Here is a 22,739-nt window from a genome sequence, read left to right as displayed (position 1 = left end):
GAATCAGAATGAGTGAAAGTTTACTGGAAGTTTCTGACCTGAGTATGCGCTTTGGCGGACTGTTGGCGGTGGATCAGATGGCTCTGAAAATCCGTCCCGGTGAGATTGTTTCCATGATTGGGCCCAATGGTGCGGGTAAAACAACGGTATTTAATTGTCTGACAGGTTTTTATCGCGCAACTGGCGGTTCAGTGCAATTTAAAGAGCAAGCCATCGAGAAAATGCAAGGTTACAAAATTGCTCGACTGGGAGTAGTGAGAACCTTTCAGAATGTGCGGTTGTTCAAGGGGATGACAGTGCTGGAAAACCTTCTGGTTGCCCAGCACAGGCATCTGAGCACCGGACTATTGGCAGGCTTGTTCAAAACGCCAGGTTATCGGCGAAGTGAAGAAAAAGCGATGGAAAGGGCAGAGTTCTGGTTGGAGAAGGTAGGTCTCACCCAGTTTGCTAATCGTGAAGCTGGGAATCTGGCCTATGGTCAGCAGCGCCGGTTGGAAATTGCTCGCTGTATGGTGACACAGCCTGAACTGTTGATGTTGGATGAGCCTGCCGCAGGTTTGAATCCAAATGAGACCGCAGAGCTGGATCAATTGATTTCAGATTTGCGACGGGATCATGGTGTCACTGTACTGTTGATTGAGCATGACATGAAGCTGGTGATGGATATTTCTGACCGAATTTATGTCATCAATCAGGGGCGACCTCTGGCTTCAGGCATACCAGAGGATATCCGCAATAATCCAGAAGTGATCAAGGCTTATCTGGGAGAAGGGTGATATTTGATATCTGGATCCCTGAAGCACTCCCAATAACCGGGAAGTGTACTGGTTTGATACATATCAACGGGTGTGCCTTCCGGTTTTTGAATATGAATGCTATTGGAAAAGCGAAGATAACTGAGGTAATGCCGGATGCTGTGTGACAGCCCTCGGTATAGCCTCAGGCAAGAAAGAGCATAATTGTTATTCAAGAAAGACAGGTATACTTCTTCGCCTGTTAATTTCTTGTATCTTTCAGTCGCATCCGGCTGATCATCTTTGAGCCTTTCCAACTCCAGGTTCACTGTATTCAGAGCCCAGTCAGGGTAGTAGTGGTTTTTACAGCCAGGCTGATTCAGTTCATCCGGTGTACAGTTATGGTTCTGGACGCTACTGTTTTCGAACATGGCCGCTATACTGGAGCGTTCAGGATGATCGGTAACAAGGTCATAACCCCACAGCAGTTCGATCATATATTTTCGGGGCTCGAGTAACTTTTCAAAATGCTTAACTAGCTCTTTTTGGGCATCCCGATTCAAAGGAAAAATAAGAGAGGTTGCCTGGTCGTACCATTCATAAGGTTGTTTGCCATCAACGCTGTATAAAGGTTGGGCAAGGTCGTTTAGCCTCAGGACGTATTCCCCCTTTCCTGTAAAGTGAACTTCCCAATTATTCAGCACGATATCCAGAGTGACTTCATTTCCGGGGTGATCCTTGTTGTACTCAAATATTCTTTGAGTAATCTGAAATTGTTTATGAAAAAAGTCTTTGGTTTCTTTTTCTGATGCTTTTTGCAGATACTTTTTTGCCAGCTTCTGGCCATTTAATAAAGGCTGAATAACATACACGACGCCCTGACCACCAGCGAGCCTTTCTCCCCATGTATGGCGCTTTTCTTCCAGTGCAACCAGTTGCGTGTCTGTAGTTTGAATGCCCAGTGCGTGTAACTTTTCTCGATAGGTATGGACTTGATGGATATGATCACTGGCATGAGTGAAAGAGTAAAAACCGGGAAGACGCCGGATTAACTTGTCTGGAATAGCAGCTATGGTCATACCCAGGCTGGTGGAGCCTGCGCCAATAATTCGGTAGGGAATCCGACTTTGCTCTGGTTTATCTACATCAATGCCAGATTCGAACGCCTGAAGTTTTTCAACAAGGCTCATGTCTTCAGTATCAGGGGAGGTGGCTAGCCCTTTCGTATCGGAGTAGCAGTGGTGACAAAATATATAGTCCTTTGCAAAATCATTTGCATCTGCGCTGCATTCAATACATAGAGTGATCAACAGGAAGCCCACCATAAATCTGGATAAGCAATATTTCTCGCAAGGCATTATTTGCATAGCCTGAGCCTTAATTGTTCTTTAGCGACCGATCAAATATAGAAGGTTTTTCAGGTTGTGTTGGAAATTATCCCTTCTGGCTACCCACCACAGGGTTAAATTACTGGAGGGTTTCGGATTGAGGGGCATGGAGCTGCCTAAGAAGATCATTTCTGGTATCTTCTTTTACTCATATAACTATCAGAATAATTAAAGGGCAGTAGTAGTATGTTGGCGCCGGAGCTTCTTCTCAGTATTCAAAATGTATCGACCTATTACGGTAAAATTCAGGCACTTGATTCAGTGAGTATGGACATTGGTGCTGGAGAAATTGTTACTCTGATCGGTGCCAACGGTGCTGGTAAGTCTTCTCTCCTTATGACTATTTGTGGGGATCCCCAGGCCGAATCAGGTTCCATTCAATACAAAGGTCAGGAGTTAACGGGAAGACCTACTTCAGAGATTATGCGCTCAGGTATTGCTGTTGTTCCTGAAGGGCGTAGGATTTTTTCCAGACTGACCGTGGAAGAAAACCTTACCATGGGTGGTTTTTTTGTTGATGGTGAAGCTTTCCAAAAAAACTATGAGCATGTACTGGAACTCTTTCCTCGCTTGAAGGAAAGGTTGAGTCAGAGAGGCGGCACTATGTCCGGTGGTGAGCAGCAGATGCTGGCCATTGCCAGAGCGCTGATGAGCAGCCCGGAGTTACTGCTGCTGGATGAGCCCAGTCTGGGCTTGGCTCCTATCGTTATTCAACAGATCTTCGAAATAATTGAACGGCTTCGTGAAGAAGGCGTTACAGTCTTTTTAGTAGAACAGAATGCTAATCAGGCTCTGAAGCTTGCAGACCGGGGTTATGTACTGGAAAATGGGCGTATCGTGCTGCAGGGTGGCGGTGATGAGTTGTTGGCGGACGATGCGGTCCAGAAAGCTTATCTGGGAGCTTGACGCTTTTCTGGCGTATAAAGGCTCATTGGATAGTCTGGACTACCAAAAGACCGTTCATCCATTGATACCATTCTCATGCTCGGTAGAGGAATCAGGCTGGACGCCAGAGACTACGGTACCTTTGATGTTCAGCTAGCAATTTGGACGCAGATTCTGATCGCTACACTGGGAACAGTAATGCCTTAATAGCGATTATGAAGTACGAGGTGAGCATTATGAAAGCTTCGAATGATCGACTGTCCCGCCGGGAAGTTGCCCTGTTAACCTGCTCTTTATACAGTCTGGCCGGTACAATGGTCTGGTTGTTAAAGACGATTCACTGATCGGATAAGAAACCGGTCTTCCTGATGATGGCCTGGGCCTTGTCCATAAGACCCACCAGGTCATCGAGAGAAAGGCTATCCTGCTTGAAACCACCCAGCATAGACAGGTTGTCACTGGGGGGGACTCTTGGGTTGACCGGAAATTCGTTGTTCAGCTCAGTCAATAAGGCTTGAGCTTCTTCTCCTGACATCCACTCCATAAAAGCAATAGCTTCTTTTTCTGCATGGGTACTCGTCGTCATGGCAATGGCTGAAATACCAATGTGAACGCCTTGTCCCCGCTGATTAGGCCAGAAAATATCTAATTTCAGATCTGGTTTGGCCAGCCTGGCTCTGGAAAAGTAGTAATGATTTACTATGGCAGCATCACAAATTCCCTGCTCAATGGCTTTGATAGCCTCTGAATCATTCTTCATAGGTGGCAGAGCTAAATTTTTAACCCAGCCCTCGATAATTTGTTCTGCATCCTTTTCACCATAGCGGTGGATCAAACTGGCTATCAACAGCTGGTTATAAGGCGTTTGTCCTGAAGCTATACAAAGCCTGTCTGTCCAGTTGGGGCCAGCCAGTGCAGCATAACTGAATAATTCAGATTTCATCACCTGGCGGGTTCCATACACAATGGCTCTGGCTCTCAGGCTGATACCAAACCAGCTATTCTCTCTGGATCTTAAATGCTCAGGTATGTTGGCACTCAATGTGGCCGAGTGGACGGTTTTCAGAAGGCCCGCACTCTGGGCTTTAAAGAGGGAATGAATGCTTTTAGCCAGAAACAGGTCTGCCTTTCGGAGTTGATCGGGGCTATTGAATGACTCAAGCAGGCGTGCCTCCTCTACTTCAACGAGCTTGATTTTGACACCATAAGTTTGATGGTACTTTTCAGTAAGAGGAGTGACCAGTTCGATATTACGAGTACTGTAAATTACCAGATCGTGATGAGCCATGCACGGAGGGGGTAGCAGGAGAGCCGATAATATCAGGCTCGTAAAACAGGCGTTAAATTGCTTCATGATGGCGGCTTTTAAGGATAACTGTTTCCAGATTATCGGCTTCGATGCGTTCTATTGAAGTGGTAGGGCCGGAACACTATTTATCGTTGTGGAAACCCTTCAAGCACCCTTTCAGGAGAGATTTTTAAATCGTATAGGGCATCTTGAAGGCTGAAAATAATACTGTGGGGTTCAAAGTCAAAACCTTGATGAATCGTTCTCTCTGCTTCAGAAGTTTTTCCCAGAAAAGTCTGGATGGCGGCCAGAGTGTTAAACAGATCTGAGGCAATGACATATCGTTGCGACAATGTTCTATTGAGAAGATCGTCTCTATATTCCATAAACTTTTGCTCAAGGTCATTCATTTCAGAAAGAAGCTTTTTGTGCCTGGCAGGATACTGGTTATCCAGCGCCAGAAGGTGATAGGCCCGGAATTGCCGTAAAGGGTATCGATTTGATTGAATCCAGAAAGGTAATTGGCTGCGAGAGCGCTTGGCGTAGCAATGTATTAAGGTTTCACTCATTGCCTCCAACCATTGATCAAAGTGTCTTTTATCTGTCAGATAATGGTTTTCAACCTCTCTTTTCGGCTGCAGCTTTACTTCTTCAGGGGTTATATCTCGTATTTGAAGGTTTTTGTCTTCGGGGCTTGAGCCGTAACCACTGTCAGATCTTGAACGTCTTTCCTGTGGAGGCAAACTCATGATGGAAATAGGGGATAACCTTCTATTTTCTGGCATATTCTGTTTCCCATTTCATCAGGTCATAGTGACTGACAAAACTCTGTCAGACCAATTGGATAACCGGTGATATTTCCCTGCTCATCGGATCTAAAATTTTCCATTAAAGAGGCGATGCTATAAGGGATAAACTACTCGACGCTCGTAATTTAGGCTGTAGGCACATTACACCGTACGCACTTGGGATTTAGTGGCAGGGATGGCCAGATAATGCAGGAAGCACAACAATCAACTGATAGAAAATTCAGGCATGGACTATCAGTCACACTTTTTGTCTGGTTCATGGTTCTGTCACTGGGGCCTATCACGGTGATCGGCGTTAATGAATACCGTGAAGGGAAAAATACAATTGTTCAAAGTCGTTATGAACAGTTGAATACGATTAATCAGCTACTCAGTCAGCAGATTAATAATTATTTTGACTCTGTGATCACTAACCTTTTTATCAAGGCTGGAGTGGCTCAGGAGTTCCTGTCCCATCTGATTCAGAGTCACAAGGCTTTAAAAAAGTCCCCGGAAGAGTTCATCAACTCCTTCAGTTACAACCTGGTGCTGGATCAGTATTCCAGTGAGTTTGTGGACTTTTTAAGGTATTACGATTATTCCGATCTCATTCTGGCTGACGCTGAAGGCAATATTTTATACACAGTGAATGCATACGGTGATCTGGGCAAAAACCTGTTCAAGGGAGCCCTTGCAAATACCTCTTTTGCGAAAGCCGCACGAGAAAGCCTCGAAGAAGTGGTTCCCAAATATGCTGATGTGGCGATGTATCCACCGATCGGGGATCAAAAAGTCAGTTTCTTTATCCTGCCGCTGGTAGACGAGCGGGAGAACACGACTGGCTTTTTGGCAGTCCAAATTCTGGCCTACAACGTTCAGAACATTTTTGAGAGTGAAAACCAGTTTGGTGGTGGCCTGAAGTCTTATCTGGTCGGCGATGATGGTTATATCCGCTATGGGACAGATCTGGATTCTACCCAGTCCATGACATTAGTAGCAGATAATGCCTTGATCAAAGACTGGGTCTCTCACCTGGATACTGAAGGTGATTTCCATGAAATCCATGAGGATGACCATGATCATGACATGGAGGATGAAAGTCTTAACCTTGATAGCGACGCAGAATTAAATGAACTCTTTGGCCAAGACGCTGGCTTGGAAAAAGAAGCGTCTAACCGTCAAAAAATAGAGCAAAAGCTTCATATCAAGAGTTACATCAATGTCTATGGGGAAAAGGTGCTGGGTACCTATCATGCAATAGAGGTAGCCGATACCCCGATGGCTTTGATTTCTGAAGTGGGTCAGGAAGATGCCTTTTCCTCTGTTATTGAGTTCAGAAATCGCCTGATCTATATCTCAGCCATTACTGCATTGATTGTTATTCTGATTGCCCTGGTCATTACTCGCAGGCTGGTCAGACCTATAAGAACTATTACTGCCTGGGTTAATCGAGTTGCTTCTGGGGATTATGTTCAGGGTGCGGTACTCAGTGGTCATAATGAAATCAGTGACCTGAGTCGCAGCTTCTCTGAAATGACCGAAAAGCTGCGAAATGTGATCAGCGACAATGATCGTAAAAGCTGGCAGCAGGAAGGCCAGGCGGGCTTGAATAATTGTATGCGGGGTGAGCAGGAACTGTCAGAAGTCTGCAAAAATATTGTTTCATATTTAGCGCGATATCTGGATATGCAGACCGGCGCCATGTATGTCATGGATGACGAGCAGCGGCTGCAATTGATGGCGTCTTATGCCTGGAAAAGGCGTAAACAGAGTAAAAACAGCTTTGAGGTTGGAGAAGGTTTGGTGGGACAGGCTGCGATGGAAAAGCAGACCATTGAACTAACCAGCATCCCGGAAGATTACATCAAAATCGAATCGGGTTTGGGAAGCACTCCTCCCAGAGTGATTATCACAGTCCCTCTTGTGTATGAAGGGGAAGTTAAAGGCGTTCTTGAGTTTGCTCTTTTGAGAGAACTTAACGATGAACAGAGAAGTTTTCTGGAAGACGCTCTGGAAAGTGTGGCTATCGGAATTAATTCTGCCCAATACCGTACCCGAGTTAACCAGCTGCTGGATAAAACCACTCGACAGTCGGAAGCGATGAAGGAGCAGCAGGAAGAGCTGAGGTCTGTCAATGATGAGTTAGAAAGTCGAGCCAGAGTTCTGGAAGAATCTCAGGAAGAACTGAAAGCCCAGAGTGAAGAAATGCAAAAGTCCAACGCCGAGTTGGAGGAAAAAACTGAGCTTCTTCAGCAGCAGAAAACTGAAATTGAACGAAAAAATCTGGATATTGAGCTCTCAAGAAAAACTCTGGAAGAAAAAGCTAAAGAGCTGGAGCAGGCCAGTAAATATAAGTCAGAATTTCTGGCCAATATGTCCCATGAGTTGCGGACACCTTTGAACTCACTGCTTCTTTTGGCACAAATGTTGGCAGATAACGATGAAGGTAATCTGAGTGAAGATCAAATTGAATCTGCCCAGGTGATCTACAGCGGAGGTAAGGAACTGCTGGACTTGATCAATGACATTCTTGATCTGTCCAAGGTTGAAGCGGGCAAGATGAGCATTAATCTGGATGACATGGATATTGAAGAGCTGTGCTCCAGTATGCGGACTTTGTTTAAGCCTCTGGCCAATAATAAAGGATTGGACTTCGCTGTAGAGATTGATCCCGGAACGACTCAGGTTATTCTTTCTGACAGTCAGAGAGTGATGCAGATTCTCAAAAATTTCCTCTCAAACGCTTTCAAGTTTACTGAGCAGGGGGGCGTTTACATCAGGGTATTCAGCTCAACTCGCGAGACTGATCATGGTAATGAAACTTATGTCGCCTTTGCAGTCAGGGATACCGGAATAGGTATTCCAGAAGACAAGCAAGAAGCTATTTTTGAAGCATTTCAGCAGGCAGATGGTTCAACCAGCAGGAAGTATGGCGGCACAGGTTTGGGACTGGCTATTTCACGAGAGATGTCTTCCATGCTGGGGGGGTATATTGGAATAGAAAGTACCGAAGGCGAAGGGACGACATTTACCGTTTATCTACCGGATAATGCAGTCTGCTCAATCGTAGGTGATAAAGTCATGGCTGACAGTTATTTGTCAGGCACCAGTGAGGGAACTCAAAATACAGTCTCTGCTGCAGCGACTCCTATGGCAAATAAAACAAAGGCTGAGTCCTCACCTATAACAAACAACGTCCCAACCAAAAAGAAAAAATCCAATGGGGCTAACAATATCCTGATCATTGAAGATGATCAGCACTTCTCCGATATTGTCAAGCAGCTTTCAGGGAGCCATGGTTATCAATGTCTGGTTGCAGGGAATGGTAAGGAAGGGATCAAAACAGCCATTGAAGAACAGCCTATGGCCATTATTCTTGATCTGGGGTTACCAGACATGGATGGTGAAGAAGTACTCAAACAGTTACAGCAGAACACTGACACTAAAGATATACCTGTCCATATCGTTTCAGGACGTGATCCGGATGAGTTGGAACGAAAAGGAGCTGTTGGCTACCTCGTTAAGCCGGTATCGGTAGAAGACCTCGAAAGTGTTTTCAGCACACTTGAAGAAGCCCTGTCGGAAGATATTCAACATGCGTTGTTGTTGGACAGTGATGAAAAGAATCGCGCTCATCTGGCCAAAATACTGAGAAAGAAAGGGATGAACATTGCCGAGGTTTCATCCGCAGCAGATGCTGAAAAATCAATGGCAGAGAACCATTGGCAATGCCTGGTGATGGACGTTGAATTACCAGACAGTACTGGCTTGGAGTTTTTACAGAAACTGCAGGAAAAGATGGGCGATAAAATGCCATCGATTGTGATTCATACCGATAAAAAGTTAACGGGTGAAGATCAGAAGGAACTGCAAAAGTATACCCGGGCTCTGGTGATGAAAGGGGATTATGCCTCAGAGCGGGTTATGGATGAGGTCAGTTTATTTATTCACTCTATTGAGAAATCGTCTCCTGATGAAGCGAAGCCTGCAGTAGAGACCGTCAGTAATAAATCTCTGGAAGGACATAAAATCCTGCTGGTGGATGATGATCTTCGTAATACTTTTGCACTGTCTAAAGGGTTACAGGCACTTGGGTTGGAAGTTGTTATCGCAGATAACGGACAGAATGCTCTCGACAAGCTGGATGAAGAAGAAGGCGTTGAACTGGTATTGATGGACATTATGATGCCAGTAATGGACGGCTATGAAGCCATGATCAAAATGCGTGAAATAGACCGACTGAAAGAAATGCCTGTGATTGCGCTGACTGCCAAGGCGATGTCTGATGATAAGGCTAAGTGTATCGAAGCAGGAGCCAACGATTATATGACTAAGCCTGTGGATATCGACAAGCTGGTGGCCATGATGAAGGTCTGGTTATTCAAATGACAGAATCCAGGGATACGGATCAGGACTTTGAACTAAAGCTACTGTTGTTGGCTGTTCAGGAAAAGTATGGCTATCAGTTTGGCAATTATGCCAGAGCCTCTTTAATGCGTCGTGTAAGAAGACATATGCAGATATCTGGAGTGCAGCATATCAGTGATCTGATTCCGCTGTTTCTTCACGATGAGCCTGCTTTTGCCGCTTTTGTTAAAGATATGTCAGTGGTTGTGACAGAGATGTTTCGGGATCCGGAGTTCTTTAAATCTCTCCGTGAAAACATCATTCCTCTTTTAAAGACCTATCCATTTATCAAGGTTTGGCATGCCGGGTGTGCCAGTGGACAAGAAGCTTATTCTATGGCGATTCTTCTGGATGAAGAGGGATTACTGGATCGCTGTCAGATCTATGCAACCGACTTTAATGATCAGGCATTGCGTCATGCCAGAACGGGTATTTATCCGGAAGAGGATATGGCGCTTTATGAAGAGAACTATCGTCTGGCAGGTGGTAAAACAGAGCTGTCTAAATACTGCCATCGAGGTTATGACTCAGTTAAGTTCAATGGCCGGCTGGCAGAGCATATAACTTTTGCCAATCATAACCTGGTGACCGACGGTGTGTTTGGGGAAATGAATCTGATCCTTTGTCGAAATGTGCTTATTTATTTTAATCAGGATCTTCAGGACCGGGTGTTGCAACTACTGTTTGACAGTCTTTGCTCCAGAGGAGTCCTGTGTATTGGTAAGAGGGAAAATATTCTGTTCAGTGCGATCGATGATCATTTAGAAGTGACCGATAGAAACCAGCGCATATACAGGAAAACCTCTTAATGAATGGTGGGGTCGTAGTGGTAGGGGCTTCTGCTGGAGGGCTGTCAGCACTTGAAATCCTGCTGACAGAGTTGGGTGCTAATTTTCCTGCCCCTGTTATTGTGACAAAACATCTGGCTTCAGGTGATGAAGAAGGCTTGTGTAAGGTGTTGAGCAAGTCATCGCCACTGACAGTCAATATTGCCTGTGATAAACAAAAAGTCACTGGTAATCATGTCTATCTGGCTCCGGGTGGATACCACTTGCAGATTGAAGATAAAGAAACCCTGAGTTTGAGTATTGATGAGCAGGTGTGTCATTCCAGACCTTCTGTGGATGTCCTTTTTCAGTCTGCAGCGGATGTTTTTGGAACTCAGATGGTGGGGATTTTATTAACAGGAGCCAACAAAGATGGTGCTGAAGGTATCAAAGCGGTTAAAGAGGCAGGTGGAGCGACGATTGTCCAAAACCCTGAAACTGCCGAAGTGCCGATTATGCCAAAGTCGGCCATTGCAACTGGTTGTGTAGATCATGTACTGGATTTGAGTGACATTGCCATCTGTTTAAAAGCGATGAGTTTTAATCTCGGGCCTAAATGAATCAGGGGAGCTGTCATGGATGACAAGCCGAAAGTCAAAATTCTGGTCGTAGATGACCGTCATGAAAACCTGCTGGCTATGAGTAAACTGCTCAAGCCTCTGGGAGCAGAAGTCCACAAAGTGGACTCTGGGGAAGCCGCTTTGTCAGAGGTTCTTCACCATCATTTTGCGGTGATTCTTCTGGATGTACAGATGCCCGGTATGGACGGCTTTGAGACAGCAACCTTGCTGCACAGTAATAAGCAGACCGCGAATATTCCTATCATTTTTGTGACCGCTATTAACAAGGACCAGGCTTATATCAGCAAGGGTTATAAGGCCGGTGCAGTGGATTATCTGCCCAAGCCCATCAACCCGGATATTCTGTTGGGTAAGGTTAAGGTCTTTTTGCAATTGGAAGAGCAGCGAATTGAGCTTGAGGAAGTTTCCAAGCAATTACGCTGGATTAGTCGTAAGAATAAGCTGTTATTAGATAACGCTGGTGAAGGCATTGCGGGCCTTGATTCTGATGGCAAGATCTCTTTCATTAACCCAACCGCATGCGCGATGCTGGGGGGGACAGAAGAAAGCCTGCTGGGAGAGCATATCAGCCAGTTTGTATTCAATGCTGAAGGAGAAGAGGCTCTGGGTAAGTGGGAGGAGTCTCAGATTCGCGAGAATACTATGATCAGTGGCGGTGTGTTCCGTAGCTCGGAGCGAGTACTCTGGACTCTGTCGAGAGATTCGTTTGCTGCTGAGTACAACATGGCGGCCATTGTAAACGATAGACAGGAAGTACAGGGTGGCGTTCTGCTCTTTCAGGATATTACCGAGCGTAAAAAGCTGGAAGATCAGCTGGTACAAATGGCGAAATACGACAGTTTAACGGGGCTGGCCAACAGAACATTGTTCAGGGAGTTTCTGGGAGCCTCTCTGGCCAGAAGCCAAAGGCGGGATAAGAGCACCGCTGTTATGTATCTTGATCTGGACCATTTCAAGGAAATTAACGATACGCTTGGTCATGATGCCGGTGACTTGCTGTTGAAAAGTGTTTCAGACAGGTTGCAGGAGTGTGTTCGTGAAGGGGATCTGGTTGCCAGGCTGGGTGGAGATGAATTTGCCATTATTCTGGATGATGTCGCTGAAGCTTCCGATGCCAAACTGATTGCTGAAAAGATCCTTACCAAAATTCGTGAACCCCATGACCTGGATGGTGAGGCCAGACACGTAGGTACCAGTATTGGCATTGCGACCTCTGAAGATACCAGTGATGATGCGGAGTCACTGCTCAAAGCGGCTGACCAGGCAATGTATGTAGCCAAGAAGAATGGACGTAATGATTACCGTTTGGCGTCTGAATTGAACAGCGAAGAAAAAGCTCAGGCAGAGCAGGGCAGCTAACCATAAGTCGCTGCTGCCCTGAAATGATTATTTATACATCAAATGAGTCGTTGAGTTTTTTCTCAACCAGTACTTTCTTGAGTTTGGCAAACCTTGGCAGGCCGTTGAGGTAAGGAGGGTATTCCTCTCCTTCAATCAGCGGTTCAAGATATTCCCGGCAAACAGACGTGATTCCAAAACCATCATCGTCAATGAATTCCATGGGCATTTTCTTTTCGTAGTTTGCTACTTCTTCCAGCTGCACTTCACCAATAGACCAGCGGTAAGGCGCATTGGATTCACGGATGATGCTGGACATGACGGCATTCTTGCCAGTAACTGCCAGCTCTACCGCTGCTTTACCTACAGCGTATGCCTGTTCGACATCGACTCTGGAAGCGATATGTCTGGCTGAACGCTGAAGGTAGTCAGCCACGGCATAGTGATATTTGAATCCATGTTCCCGCTTGATCATGGTGCACAATGCGGGAGCCACCCCACCCAGCTGGTGATGACCAAATGAGTCGATAACTGTGGTTGAAGCCGATACAAAGCTGCCGTCAGCATATTTGGCACCTTCAGAAGCGACAATCACACAATAGCCTTCTTCATCGACTGTCTTCTTGACCTTGGCCAGAAACTTTTCTTTATTCAGCGGTGTTTCAGGAAACACAATAATATGAGGCGGGTCACCGTTCTGGCGAGCTGCCAGACCAGCAGCTGCTGCGAGCCAGCCTGCGTGGCGCCCCATCACTTCCATAACGAAAACCTTGGTAGAGTTATCACACATGGAGGCGATGTCATGGCTGGCCTCTTTAGTGGAAACCGCCAGGTATTTTGCTGCTGAACCAAATCCGGGGCAGTTGTCAGTGACGGCCAGATCGTTATCGATGGTTTTGGGAATACCAATACAGGTAATGGGGTAACCCATTTTTTCACTGAGCTGAGACACTTTCAGCGCAGTATCCATGGAGTCGTTACCACCGTTATAGAAGAAGTAACCAATATTATGTGCCTGGAACACTTCAATCAGACGGCGGTATTCTGCTTCACTCTCTTCAAACGATTTAAGTTTGTAACGACATGATCCAAATGCACCTCCAGGGGTCCGGTGAAGCGCACCAATGGCCTCATGAGATTCCTGACTGGTGTCGATCAGCTCTTCTCTTAAAGCGCCCAGAATACCGTTATGACCCGCATAGACCTTACCGATTTGGTCCGGATAACGACGTGCGGTTTCGATAACGGCGCAGGCACTGGCGTTGATAACCGCTGTTACGCCTCCTGACTGCGCATAAAATGCATGCTTGATTGACATCCTGAGTAGCTCTCGCTGAATGAGTAATCTAAATTTTGTGAACTTATGTTGTTTTATGGTAGAACAAGTTTCGCGCTGAATGATACTTAAAACAGGGGAGTTTGTCCGTTTATTTAGCGTGAATTTTTTTATTGAGACGAATGACTAAAGAGTCATTTTTCTGTCCCTGACTATTGAGTCAATTTATCAGGCAATATCTACCAAAAAATCATCCGCTCGGAGTAAACTGCCGGTGGTTTTGTAGTCAAAACCTTTTTAGTCATTGAGATTAGACAGTCTGTTATGATGAGTGTCAGCAAAATCAATGCCATTGTGAGTACGAACCGGAAGGGATGAAAGTGTCAAAAGTACATCATACATCGCTTTGTGGGTACAAAATGTTAAGAGACATCAGTGGTTATTGAAGAGCCTTCAGAGGCTGATTATGAGTAAGGGTGATATGCACATACATATTCTGGGAATCTGCGGCACATTTATGGGAAGTCTTGCACTTCTGGCCAGGGATATCGGCATCAGGGTCAGCGGTTCCGATGAACATGTCTATCCCCCCATGAGTACACAGCTGAAAGCACAGGGTATTCAGTTAATGCAGGGCTATCAGGTAGAGCATCTGGACGATGAGCCTGATCTGGTGGTGATAGGCAATGCCATGAGCCGGGGGAATCCGGTCGTGGAATATGTGCTTAACAAGGGGCTGGCCTACACTTCAGGGCCTCAGTTCTTTGCTGAACATATCCTCAAAGACAAGTGGGTCATGGCGGTGGCCGGGACTCATGGAAAAACCTCTACCAGCAGTATGCTGGCCTGGGTTCTGGAGCATGCAGGCATGTCTCCGGGGTTTTTGATTGGAGGGATTCCGGCTAATTTCGGAATCTCGGCAAGAATGGGAGAGACCCCGTTTTTTGTGGTCGAGGCCGATGAGTACGATACAGCCTTCTTCGATAAACGCTCCAAGTTTGTGCACTATCATCCCCGCACCGCCATTTTGAATAACCTTGAATTTGACCATGCTGACATATTTGAGAATCTTGCCGCCATCCAGAAGCAGTTCCATCATCTGGTCAGAACGATACCGGGGGATGGCAGAATCATATCGCCGGCAAACTCCGAAGCTTTGAATCATGTTCTGGAGATGGGGTGCTGGTCGGAGCTGGAGCAGCTGGGCGGCGAGTGGACCACTCGTTTGATCAATACAGACGGTAGTGCTTTTGATGTGATGTATCAGGAAAAAGTGGTTGGCCACATCAACTGGTCTCTGACAGGAGAGCATAATGTTGCCAATGGTCTGGCTGCCATCGCAGCGGCCAGGCATGTAGGTGTCCTGCCAGGCCAGGCCTGTGAAGCGCTTGGGCAGTTTAAGGGAGTGAAGCGCAGAATGGAGTTGCTGGCGGATATCGAAGGCATCAAAGTCTATGATGATTTTGCCCATCATCCGACGGCTATTGAAACCACGTTGAAGGGTTTGCGTGCCAGATACCAGAATGATCGTATTCGGGCCATTATAGAACCACGTTCCAATACCATGAAAATGGGCATCCATGGTAATGCTCTGTCTGACTGTGTTCAAAATGCGTCAGAAGTGATCTGGTTTCAGTCCGGGGATATAAAGTGGTCTCTGGATGAATATATTGATAAAAGCCCTGTACCTACCCGTGTGATGTCGTCTACTGAAGAAATTATTGACTACCTTCTTCAAACTTCAGAAAGCGGCGATCATCTGGTCATCATGAGTAATGGTGGCTTTGAAGGGATTCATCAGCGTTTGCTGGTGGAGTTGAATAAATCTGCGGCATTGGAAAAAGGTTAAAAAATTGGTTGAGCGTATAACTCTTGCTATTACCGGGGCTTCTGGGGCTCAGTACGGACTCAGGCTGATGCAGTGTCTCGTCGCTTCGGGAGCGGAGATTTTTTGCATGATTTCAAGAGCCGCAAAAGTGGTGATTGAAACAGAAACATCCCTCCACCTGCCTGCTGGTGATCGGGAGGCTGAGGGGGTGCTGATAGATTACTGCAATGCCAGCGCAGGGCAGATCCGATTGTTGGGGCATGAGGACTGGATGTCACCTGTGGCGTCAGGCAGTGGAGCCCCCAGTAAAATGATTGTTTGCCCCTGTAGTTCTGGTACCTTGTCGTCTATAGCATACGGTGCCAGCAACAATCTGATTGAGAGAGCAGCAGATGTTGCCCTGAAAGAACGGCGAAAGCTGGTTCTGGTACCCCGGGAAGCCCCTTATTCAGAAATTCATCTGGAAAACATGCTCAAGCTAACCCGGATGGGAGCTGTGATTCTTCCAGCATCGCCCGGGTTTTATAACAAGCCCGAAACGATGGAAGATCTGGTGGACTTTGTGGTGGCGAGAATATTGAGCCAGCTGGACATCGAGCAGACCCTGATGCCCAGGTGGGGAGAATCCTGGGAGCCTGACAGAGAATAGAACGCATAGTCAGGTGGGGTGACATAGTGAAGCTTTTCTAATGCTCAAATTTCCGAAGTCTGGAGAGGAAATATGGAAGAGACCGAAGGTGTGGGTATTTTCAGGCAGAAAGGAACTGAGATGATGGAAGAACCGCCTGCTTTCAGGCGGTGAAGACTATGCAGAATGCATCTTTTTTTGAGGAGCTGATTAGGGTTCTCAAGAAAAGCTATTAGCCCTCATGATCCCCACTCTGAAACCTGAGTGTAGGTAATACAAGGGCTCCGTAAAACGACCTTGCGGTCAGCTGAGTAACGACCTCACGGATAGCGCCTGCCACTACAGTGGGTCCATTGACGCACATAATCGCTTCACGCTTATCAATATCAAATACGGGTTGAAGCTCGATCCAGGCTTGAGCTTCTATATCGACAGTATATGGAGCTTTTTTACCCTGCTCATTCGCAATTAAAATTCTTACTGTCACAAGATAGTTTCGTGGATCTTCTTCTTCCCCTTCTTTACAGCCGACTTCAAGGGTTGTCTCGATTTTAACATCCTTAAAATCAAAACCAGGAGCCCATATCTTTTCATCCGCAGGAAAGTCACAGGGCTCAACAAGCACTTTGCTAAACAAGAGCTGTCGGGTTTGGAGCGGTGACAGGCTTACATCGGTGCTCATAAGAATTAACCTGCTATCTGAAGAGAATCCGTTGAAGATACACTGATCTGCTCGAGATTTGTCACTACGGGTTTGGATCTGGCTTTGAACAAGACCACACTATCATCCTTCCGAGTCAGAGAGTTCTCAATCAAATCAAAAGAAGCTTTTCGTGCTTTCTGACAAACATCCATCTCTCCTGCCTGTTGTGCCAGCCAAATAAAGGCTTCTGGAACGGCTTGAGCAACGCGCAACAGTTTATCCATAGGCTCAGATTGAACCACGTCATCAGCTTCGTATTTGGAGAACGCAACAGGGCCACCGCCAAAGATTCTGGCAGCTTGAGCTTGGGTAATATCCCAACGTTTACGTTGTTCTCTGACTTCTTCGCCAGACAGGAAACCATCAACTTGTTTTTTAAACGCCAACATCGCTTGTTTGTTTTTTCGGCTCTGTGCAGCATTACCCTGCTCACTGCCACAAGCATCGCAAATAGAGTAGTAGAGAGGGGTTTGTCCGGTTACACCCTTATAGGTAGTCTCTTCCAACTCGTTTTTTTCATGTAGCTGACCTGACTCACAGATAGGACAAACATTCATGTTATTTTGCATTTTTCAACTCCTGTCTTCAGATGGGGGGCAGGACACCACGAGCAACAGTTTACCGCTCTTATTAACTGCAAACTTCACATAATACTCAAAGACCATATCCTTAAAGGCAGCTTCGCACCACTCCTTGCGCATAACACTATAGTGGTCACAAGCAGCCCAAGGGCCGGTAGGCTTTTGTACACACCAGAGTGAACCAAGGTACCGACCATTAGTTATGGCAATTTTAAGTAGTTCAAGTACATCATCATGATCAAGCCGCCATTTTTTCAGGTTCTGTAATCCTTTTTTCGTCCAGATTTCAAAGCCCACGCAGCCCTTTTCCAATAGTTTGTTGATCAAACCAGAGGGGTAAAGTGGACTTCCTGTCAAAATTCTACGGCCTTCGTCACCAGCAGGGGGACTACCCTCATATGCACTTACATTTACAGTATTTACCATTATGGTAAGTTCCTCAAGCAAGCATAGCCTACCTTTTTGAAATACCCTGCCAAATCTTTATTACCATTATGGTAAGTTGGTTTTCCTGAAGATATCCAGACCACCCTATGACTTACCCTTTTTGCGTAGCTCTTCTTCCAAAGCAGGGCTGAGTATGATCACAGGCTCTTCGTCATTTCCCATCGCTTGAGAAACCTTTTCAATGTCACTCCGGATGCGTAAAACACCGTCCGATATTTTGGGATATTTTTCCAAAAACTTCATGACGGTCATACCAGCAAGAAAACAACTGGCAGCAATTTCCAGAACAAGGCTACCAGGCGCTGCTGATTTAAGTGCCCATACCACGCCTTCTGTTTCAGACTCCGGTGAATACTCGGGTATTTCCAAAGCTTCGAAATTTTTTTGCAATGTGGAAATCACCGAAAAATACTCTGTCAGAATATCCGCACTGACCACACCAATGCTTCTCAGTCGTTGAGACTGATTCACAAAACTGAGACTGGCGAAATTCTCTTCGTAAGGCTTGTCCAAGCGAAGCTTCAGCATAGCCAAAGGTTTGAAATTGTCATGCTTCTGAATGTCTTCGTAGAAGAAGAAAGGTTTATCGCCCATCATCACAACAGGCTTTCCATAAACTGCCCTGACTTCGGCTACTCTTTTTTCAGCGACATCAAAACAGGGTTCTCGGGTTTAGAGAATCATAAGCACCAACGTTTTATATTTTTCGAACTCGAATAAAGTTAAGCAACCGTTCTGATTGCAACTATTTAATGAGCTCAGGCAGGTTTGGGTCCTACGCCTGGCGGTGTTGGTTGTCTACATCCTAAATATTTTACCGAACGTTCATGTTTTTAAAACTCTAAACCTGAGTAAAGGTCAAACTTTTCGATGATCTCTTTGACGTTATCGGAGAAGCTGTCCAGGTAATGTTTGAAATTATTTTCCAGTTGCGAAGGGTTGCCTGTTAAATCTTTCAGGCTGACATCCGCAATGTTATAAAACACATAACCAGAGGCTTCACGCAGGGCGTCAGTATCCTGATCCGGCAGCCCGAACTCTTCCATCTGGAAGGCGACCTCTTCTTTCACCTGTTCTTTAGTCTCTTCCAGCAGGCAGTCCAGACGACGTAGGACAAACATTGGCAGAATGACATCACGGTACTTACCCCTGACATACACATCCCGTAGTCAGTCGTCGGCTATTGACCAGATAAAACTTACGATTTTGTTGTGAACAGAGTGATCCATGAGGAGCATAAACCTGTGTGATGGGCGAGGGCCAGCAAGGTGAAAGATTATTGGGGATCATTGTACGTGTGTGTGAAAACCTTCGCCAGTGAGGAAAAAACTCGCATCACACTGACTTCAGCAAGCCGGGTCCAGCGATTAACACGTGATGCTGTCAGGCTTCTCTCAGTTAAGCCGTAACTGCAGGTTATGAAGCCAGAGCGCCAGTGCATCCAGATAAAGTATTACCTGTGTGTTTTCATCTGCAGACTGGGCAGCTACTTCCGGTTTAAAGGTTTCGGGGAGTTCCTGCTTTACTACTTCCAGCTGATAGTGGGCATGAGGCTGATCTGAAATAACCAGTGTTTTGCCCGGAGCAGGCGACTCTTTCATCCATCGAATCAAGGTGTCTCTGGTGTTGGCTCTCTGCCAGTGATCCCGTTTCCAGACCCTGGGTGAGTCGATAAATGCTACCGGCAGTTTCTTCATTGCTTCAGGCAGCTTCATAGATGCAAACAGTTGCATCGCTCCTTCTGTTTCTGTGAGGGGGCGAGCGGCTTCAGCTCTTTGTCCCTGCGCCTGTTTTCCAATACTGTTGGCAATCAGGCAGTCTGTTTTGTCGATGCCGTCATTCAGGGGGCGCTGCCCTACCAGAAAGACAATGTTGTTAAAGCGCACACCTTCCTGCCAGAGTCGGGCCAGGTGGTTGAGACGGCGTTCCATTCTGGGAACAGTAGCGCCCAATAGTAAGGTGTATTCATAATGGGTCGAAGAGGGCAGTAGCTCATCCACCAGGTTCAGGGTTTTGAGGTGCTCCATCACCGCTTCATGCTTATCCGGTGTTAAAGACAGGTCTTGCATTTCCCAACGTTCCTGACCAGGTCGCCTGCGCCACTGCTGAGAGGCAGAAATCAGGGATTTCAGAGAGTCAGAGTGGGATATACCGACTTCTTCCATTAACGTAGATAATGCCAGCAGTTCGAGATTGTCGGCGGCTGAGCCATGATCCAGAAGTATGCTGTCAGAGAAGTGATTATGTGGGGGCATAGAGTCCTTCCATGGAATCAATCAGAATCAGATAAGCCGTCATGAGTGGAGAAAAGAGCAGGTATTAATACATTCTTTCCCCTGCTCAAGGCTGTTTCGGCAGCGCAGTAAACTGATTTAGCAAGGTGCTTGCAGACTAGGAGGCTGACCGAGAATAGACAGCCCGACCTAAAATCCAGAAAGAACGGCCATCTTTTCCACTAAATTTGCTTAAATAGGTCAACTATTCGCACAAATTCAGTGAAAAAACTGACTCGTTCTACTGAATTTTATGCTCGGACGCTATTCTCGGTCAGCCTCCTGGTTTGTTGTTTGGGCTACCCTGACCTGCAGGTTATGGAGCCAGAGCGCTAAAGCATCCAGATACATGATCAGTTGACCATCAAAGTCCGATTGCCGGGCGGTCGCTTGCGTAGTGAAGCCTTTCGGTAATTCCTGCCTGATGACTTCCTGCTGATAAAGAAGGTGGGGCTGATTGGATACGATCACAGCAGAACCGGGTTTGGGATGGCTGGCAACCCAGTTTTTTATGCTGTCTCGGGTATTACCACGTTGCCATCGATCGACCAGCCAAAAACGGTCAGTTGAGAAGAAGTCGATCTTGATGTGCTTCATTGCGTCAGGCATTTTAGTCGACATATAGACCATTTCAGCCGCCTCTTTTTCAGTAGCAGGGCGCGCCTTTCGTTTTTTATCGTCGGGCGCATCTTTGCCAATTACTTCAGAAACCAGTGTGTCTGTCTGATCTATGTCGTCTTGAGTAGGGCGCTGACCCGATAAAAAAATAATCTGATCGAATCGGACGCCTTCATTCCATAGTTTGACCAGGTGCTGAAAGCGGCTTTTCATCCGTGGTGCAGTGCCACCCAGTACCAGTGCATAATCAAAATGCTTCTTATCGGGTTTCATTTCTTTGATTAAGCCCAAAGCTTCCAGATGTTCCATTACTTTATTTTTCTGCTCATCCGTAAGCTTCAGGTCTGCAACTTCCCAGCGCTCCTGATCGGCTCGTCTTCGCCACTTTTGGGTGGCATTAACCATGGAATCAAACGTTTTCTCATGTGGAGTGTCTGTTACAGAAAGAAGGGCTGACAAGGTGTCGAGCTGTTGCTGGCTTAAAGCTGGAGCCCCGGCGTGAGCGTGACTCATCAGGAAGAAAGTCAGGAGAAGCCCCTGTAGCAAGGGCTTATATCGTTGATACGAGCTGCAGTTCATGTCGGTTTATGGATCTATTTTAAACACCACAGAATAGATCAGCTTTTGATTTAATGGGGTAAAGAAGGCGGGGACGATTTCGCTACCGCATTCATCAGGCTTTGATCCAGGTTAGGCAAAGCCCAGGCTTCGGGATAGTTTTTCGAGAGTTCTTCAATCATCACCGAATACTCTTCTGCTGGTTTATTCAGAAGGTATGTCAGGAATGTATAGATGCGGTTGGACATTTGGTGGTTGAATTGATTCATTTGTTCTTCTGAAACGGCTTTGGTCTTTACAGCGTCATCCAGGACAGAATTACGGGTGCAGTTCGCTGCAATCATCAGGGCCAGTTTCTTGACGGTATCATCATTCATGGGACTTTCTCAGCTCGTGTTGTCTTCTTATCTTCAGTGTAGATCGGTTGGATTTCGTGAAAATAAAGCGAGATCTTTGAGGTAGGGCGGAGTCTGTAAGATGAGTAAAAAAGAAAGGGGTCGAAGAGACCCCTTGCGTCAGACGTTATCTGGCTCGTTGAGATTAATATCACCATGTAGGACCTGATATCTTTTCAGTTTTTCAGCATCCTGCTCGGCCTGGTCCAATTGTTTGCCAACGTTTGACCAGGTGCTAGTGGCGAAGTAAAGGCCAATAGCACTACCTACCCCCATACCGAATGCAGCGCCTACTGTGGATCCGAAGAGATAGCCTCCAGTCAGTGCACCACCCATTCCCCAGCGGGCGATGGTTCCCCAGGATTCATTGGTGCGCACACAATACTGCTTGAGACTTTTCCAGGTTTTGGAATTCCCTATGGATTTAATCTTGTCCTTTATAAAAGTCGGGACTCTGAAACTGTCCACAGACAGCCCTATAAAGGATCTTTTGGCTCTCTCTCCGGCGTGCTGAAGAGCCTTTTCGCCCGCCTTGACCACAGCTTTTCCTGTTTTTTCAGCTATCTGGTCTGCCAGGCCCTCTATGATCACATGACCTGGGACGCTTGGTGGCGGTATGTTCGTTGTATCTGCTCCGTAAGCCATGGCATACCTCCTTGTTAATCCATGAACTGTTGGTTTTCCGTTGAAAGCAGTATTACATGGGGTTGAAAGAGGGATCACTGACAACTTAGTCAGAATGACTAACTTCCTTCGGCAAGGTAGAAGAAGAGCCTTATAGGGCTCTTACAAAGTATCGATGGAGCATCTTTGCAGTGAGTACCATGTGCTGATGGCGTCTACTTCTTCTTCGGTCAGCATCTTGGCGATATTGACCATGGGGATATGGTTGTTGCGCTGACCATTACGATAGTCGTTCAACTGTTTCACCATATACATTTTCTTCTGACAAGCCAGGTTTGGATTGAAGTCAGCAGTGCCAACGCCATAGGGGCCGTGACATCCGGAACAAAGAGCCAGAGCCTTATTTTTGGCAGCTTCCAGCCTCGGAGTCATTTCAATCGCGCGAAACTCAGGGCTTTTATCCCCGGATAGATCACATCCAGTCAACAGGGCAGCTGTAAACAAGCTGCTCAACAGCCAAACTTTTTTTTTCATGATATGTGCTGCTTCCCAAGATAAATCTCTTATCACCC

At 46.3% G+C, this 22,739-nt stretch carries 22 protein-coding genes; 8 read left to right on the top strand and 14 right to left on the bottom strand.

All coding sequences use genetic code 11. From position 1 onward, the window contains the following. Nucleotides 1–8: 8 nt before the first annotated feature. On the top strand, nt 9–776 hold the full coding sequence (gene livG / locus GZ78_RS04490) for a high-affinity branched-chain amino acid ABC transporter ATP-binding protein LivG (RefSeq protein WP_034833078.1): 768 nt from the start codon (nt 9–11) through the stop codon (nt 774–776). Here livG and GZ78_RS04485 read toward each other — a convergent pair. Next, on the bottom strand, nt 758–1,924 hold the full coding sequence (locus GZ78_RS04485; RefSeq protein WP_152558546.1) for a hypothetical protein: 1,167 nt from the start codon (nt 1,922–1,924) through the stop codon (nt 758–760). The two genes, livG and GZ78_RS04485, sit on opposite strands and share 19 nt — an antisense overlap. Nucleotides 1,925–2,308: 384 nt before the next feature. Here GZ78_RS04485 and GZ78_RS04480 point away from each other — a divergent pair, with 384 nt between their 5' ends. After that, the gene (locus GZ78_RS04480; RefSeq protein WP_034833075.1) at nt 2,309–3,028 is read left to right on the top strand and encodes an ABC transporter ATP-binding protein; all 720 of its coding nucleotides are present in this window, start codon (nt 2,309–2,311) and stop codon (nt 3,026–3,028) included. Between the two features lie 316 nt (nt 3,029–3,344). Here the strand turns inward: GZ78_RS04480 and GZ78_RS04475 are convergent, their stop codons facing one another. Continuing rightward, on the bottom strand, nt 3,345–4,361 hold the full coding sequence (locus GZ78_RS04475; RefSeq protein WP_034833074.1) for an extracellular solute-binding protein: 1,017 nt from the start codon (nt 4,359–4,361) through the stop codon (nt 3,345–3,347). An 80-nt stretch (nt 4,362–4,441) separates the two neighbouring features. After that, entirely contained in the window at nt 4,442–5,080 is a 639-nt protein-coding gene (locus GZ78_RS04470) for a hypothetical protein (protein WP_034833072.1), read from the bottom strand. A gap of 210 nt (nt 5,081–5,290) precedes the next feature. Between GZ78_RS04470 and GZ78_RS04465 the strand changes: the two genes are divergently transcribed. Genes GZ78_RS04465 through GZ78_RS04450 form a run of 4 tightly spaced genes read left to right on the top strand, consistent with a single transcriptional unit; the run spans nt 5,291 to nt 12,257 of the window. Next, nucleotides 5,291–9,472 (top strand): response regulator, encoded by a 4,182-nt coding sequence (locus tag GZ78_RS04465; RefSeq protein WP_081869662.1) that lies wholly within the window; start codon nt 5,291–5,293, stop codon nt 9,470–9,472. Next, nucleotides 9,469–10,299 (top strand): CheR family methyltransferase, encoded by an 831-nt coding sequence (locus GZ78_RS04460; RefSeq protein WP_051785813.1) that lies wholly within the window; start codon nt 9,469–9,471, stop codon nt 10,297–10,299. The genes GZ78_RS04465 and GZ78_RS04460 overlap by 4 nt, the downstream gene beginning before the upstream one ends. Beyond that, entirely contained in the window at nt 10,299–10,877 is a 579-nt protein-coding gene (locus GZ78_RS04455) for a chemotaxis protein CheB (RefSeq protein WP_034833068.1), read from the top strand. The genes GZ78_RS04460 and GZ78_RS04455 overlap by 1 nt, the downstream gene beginning before the upstream one ends. A 15-nt stretch (nt 10,878–10,892) precedes the next feature. Then, nucleotides 10,893–12,257: a two-component system response regulator gene (locus tag GZ78_RS04450; RefSeq protein WP_051785812.1), complete on the top strand. Its 1,365-nt coding sequence runs from the start codon at nt 10,893–10,895 to the stop codon at nt 12,255–12,257. A 31-nt stretch (nt 12,258–12,288) separates the two neighbouring features. On the opposite strand, the gene GZ78_RS04445 is transcribed toward GZ78_RS04450, so the two are convergent. Then, nucleotides 12,289–13,554, bottom strand: a complete 1,266-nt coding sequence (locus tag GZ78_RS04445) for a 6-phosphofructokinase (RefSeq protein ID WP_034833066.1) — start codon at nt 13,552–13,554, stop codon at nt 12,289–12,291. Between the two features lie 439 nt (nt 13,555–13,993). On the opposite strand from GZ78_RS04445, the gene mpl reads away from it, so the two are divergent. After that, nucleotides 13,994–15,361 carry a UDP-N-acetylmuramate:L-alanyl-gamma-D-glutamyl-meso-diaminopimelate ligase gene (mpl, locus tag GZ78_RS04440; protein ID WP_034834166.1) on the top strand — a complete coding sequence of 456 codons (1,368 nt, stop codon included), beginning with the start codon at nt 13,994–13,996 and terminating at the stop codon, nt 15,359–15,361. A gap of 67 nt (nt 15,362–15,428) precedes the next feature. Further along, the gene (locus GZ78_RS04435) at nt 15,429–15,989 is read left to right on the top strand and encodes a flavin prenyltransferase UbiX (RefSeq protein WP_236631501.1); all 561 of its coding nucleotides are present in this window, start codon (nt 15,429–15,431) and stop codon (nt 15,987–15,989) included. A 211-nt stretch (nt 15,990–16,200) separates the two neighbouring features. Here GZ78_RS04435 and GZ78_RS04430 read toward each other — a convergent pair whose 3' ends face one another. The 10 genes from GZ78_RS04430 to GZ78_RS04385 all read right to left on the bottom strand — a co-directional run bounded on the left by GZ78_RS04430 (nt 16,201) and on the right by GZ78_RS04385 (nt 22,701). After that, nucleotides 16,201–16,650, bottom strand: coding sequence for a protein-export chaperone SecB (locus GZ78_RS04430; protein ID WP_034833063.1), 450 nt, complete (start codon nt 16,648–16,650; stop codon nt 16,201–16,203). Between the two features lie 5 nt (nt 16,651–16,655). Then, nucleotides 16,656–17,240, bottom strand: coding sequence for a type II toxin-antitoxin system MqsA family antitoxin (locus GZ78_RS04425; protein WP_051785811.1), 585 nt, complete (start codon nt 17,238–17,240; stop codon nt 16,656–16,658). Between the two features lie 3 nt (nt 17,241–17,243). Continuing rightward, nucleotides 17,244–17,678, bottom strand: a complete 435-nt coding sequence (locus tag GZ78_RS29950; RefSeq protein ID WP_201772647.1) for a hypothetical protein — start codon at nt 17,676–17,678, stop codon at nt 17,244–17,246. A 105-nt stretch (nt 17,679–17,783) separates the two neighbouring features. Beyond that, complete coding sequence (locus tag GZ78_RS04415; protein WP_034833062.1) at nt 17,784–18,296, bottom strand: hypothetical protein; 513 nt, start codon at nt 18,294–18,296, stop codon at nt 17,784–17,786. Between the two features lie 236 nt (nt 18,297–18,532). Then, entirely contained in the window at nt 18,533–18,859 is a 327-nt protein-coding gene (locus GZ78_RS04410) for a type I restriction-modification system subunit M N-terminal domain-containing protein (protein WP_034833060.1), read from the bottom strand. Between the two features lie 234 nt (nt 18,860–19,093). Further along, nucleotides 19,094–19,954, bottom strand: a complete 861-nt coding sequence (locus tag GZ78_RS04405) for a hypothetical protein (protein WP_034833059.1) — start codon at nt 19,952–19,954, stop codon at nt 19,094–19,096. Between the two features lie 282 nt (nt 19,955–20,236). Then, nucleotides 20,237–21,103, bottom strand: a complete 867-nt coding sequence (locus GZ78_RS04400; RefSeq protein WP_034833058.1) for a hypothetical protein — start codon at nt 21,101–21,103, stop codon at nt 20,237–20,239. A gap of 116 nt (nt 21,104–21,219) precedes the next feature. Next, a complete protein-coding gene (locus GZ78_RS04395) occupies nt 21,220–21,525 on the bottom strand; it encodes a hypothetical protein (protein ID WP_034833057.1) in 306 nt (101 codons plus the stop codon). A gap of 138 nt (nt 21,526–21,663) precedes the next feature. After that, a complete protein-coding gene (locus tag GZ78_RS04390; protein ID WP_034833055.1) occupies nt 21,664–22,188 on the bottom strand; it encodes a hypothetical protein in 525 nt (174 codons plus the stop codon). Nucleotides 22,189–22,329: 141 nt separating this feature from the next. Further along, nucleotides 22,330–22,701 carry a c-type cytochrome gene (locus GZ78_RS04385; protein ID WP_051785810.1) on the bottom strand — a complete coding sequence of 124 codons (372 nt, stop codon included), beginning with the start codon at nt 22,699–22,701 and terminating at the stop codon, nt 22,330–22,332. Nucleotides 22,702–22,739 lie beyond the last annotated feature (38 nt).

Source organism: Endozoicomonas numazuensis, from assembly GCF_000722635.1.
GTDB lineage: Bacteria > Pseudomonadota > Gammaproteobacteria > Pseudomonadales > Endozoicomonadaceae > Endozoicomonas_A > Endozoicomonas_A numazuensis.
This window is presented reverse-complemented; position numbering and strand designations above follow the sequence as displayed.

Excerpts from the sequence above, each read along its gene's own strand:
- livG (WP_034833078.1), top strand. The coding sequence starts at position 9 with ATGAGTGAAAGTTTACTGGAAGTTTCTGACCTGAGTATGCGCTTTGGC.
- GZ78_RS04485 (WP_152558546.1), bottom strand. The coding sequence starts at position 1,924 with ATGAGCCTTGTTGAAAAACTTCAGGCGTTCGAATCTGGCATTGATGTA.
- GZ78_RS04480 (WP_034833075.1), top strand. The coding sequence starts at position 2,309 with ATGTTGGCGCCGGAGCTTCTTCTCAGTATTCAAAATGTATCGACCTAT.
- GZ78_RS04475 (WP_034833074.1), bottom strand. The coding sequence starts at position 4,361 with ATGAAGCAATTTAACGCCTGTTTTACGAGCCTGATATTATCGGCTCTC.
- GZ78_RS04470 (WP_034833072.1), bottom strand. The coding sequence starts at position 5,080 with ATGCCAGAAAATAGAAGGTTATCCCCTATTTCCATCATGAGTTTGCCT.
- GZ78_RS04465 (WP_081869662.1), top strand. The coding sequence starts at position 5,291 with ATGCAGGAAGCACAACAATCAACTGATAGAAAATTCAGGCATGGACTA.
- GZ78_RS04460 (WP_051785813.1), top strand. The coding sequence starts at position 9,469 with ATGACAGAATCCAGGGATACGGATCAGGACTTTGAACTAAAGCTACTG.
- GZ78_RS04455 (WP_034833068.1), top strand. The coding sequence starts at position 10,299 with ATGAATGGTGGGGTCGTAGTGGTAGGGGCTTCTGCTGGAGGGCTGTCA.
- GZ78_RS04450 (WP_051785812.1), top strand. The coding sequence starts at position 10,893 with ATGGATGACAAGCCGAAAGTCAAAATTCTGGTCGTAGATGACCGTCAT.
- GZ78_RS04445 (WP_034833066.1), bottom strand. The coding sequence starts at position 13,554 with ATGTCAATCAAGCATGCATTTTATGCGCAGTCAGGAGGCGTAACAGCG.
- mpl (WP_034834166.1), top strand. The coding sequence starts at position 13,994 with ATGCACATACATATTCTGGGAATCTGCGGCACATTTATGGGAAGTCTT.
- GZ78_RS04435 (WP_236631501.1), top strand. The coding sequence starts at position 15,429 with ATGCAGTGTCTCGTCGCTTCGGGAGCGGAGATTTTTTGCATGATTTCA.
- GZ78_RS04430 (WP_034833063.1), bottom strand. The coding sequence starts at position 16,650 with ATGAGCACCGATGTAAGCCTGTCACCGCTCCAAACCCGACAGCTCTTG.
- GZ78_RS04425 (WP_051785811.1), bottom strand. The coding sequence starts at position 17,240 with ATGCAAAATAACATGAATGTTTGTCCTATCTGTGAGTCAGGTCAGCTA.
- GZ78_RS29950 (WP_201772647.1), bottom strand. The coding sequence starts at position 17,678 with ATGGTAAATACTGTAAATGTAAGTGCATATGAGGGTAGTCCCCCTGCT.
- GZ78_RS04415 (WP_034833062.1), bottom strand. The coding sequence starts at position 18,296 with ATGATGGGCGATAAACCTTTCTTCTTCTACGAAGACATTCAGAAGCAT.
- GZ78_RS04405 (WP_034833059.1), bottom strand. The coding sequence starts at position 19,954 with ATGCCCCCACATAATCACTTCTCTGACAGCATACTTCTGGATCATGGC.
- GZ78_RS04400 (WP_034833058.1), bottom strand. The coding sequence starts at position 21,103 with ATGAGTCACGCTCACGCCGGGGCTCCAGCTTTAAGCCAGCAACAGCTC.
- GZ78_RS04395 (WP_034833057.1), bottom strand. The coding sequence starts at position 21,525 with ATGAATGATGATACCGTCAAGAAACTGGCCCTGATGATTGCAGCGAAC.
- GZ78_RS04390 (WP_034833055.1), bottom strand. The coding sequence starts at position 22,188 with ATGGCTTACGGAGCAGATACAACGAACATACCGCCACCAAGCGTCCCA.
- GZ78_RS04385 (WP_051785810.1), bottom strand. The coding sequence starts at position 22,701 with ATGAAAAAAAAAGTTTGGCTGTTGAGCAGCTTGTTTACAGCTGCCCTG.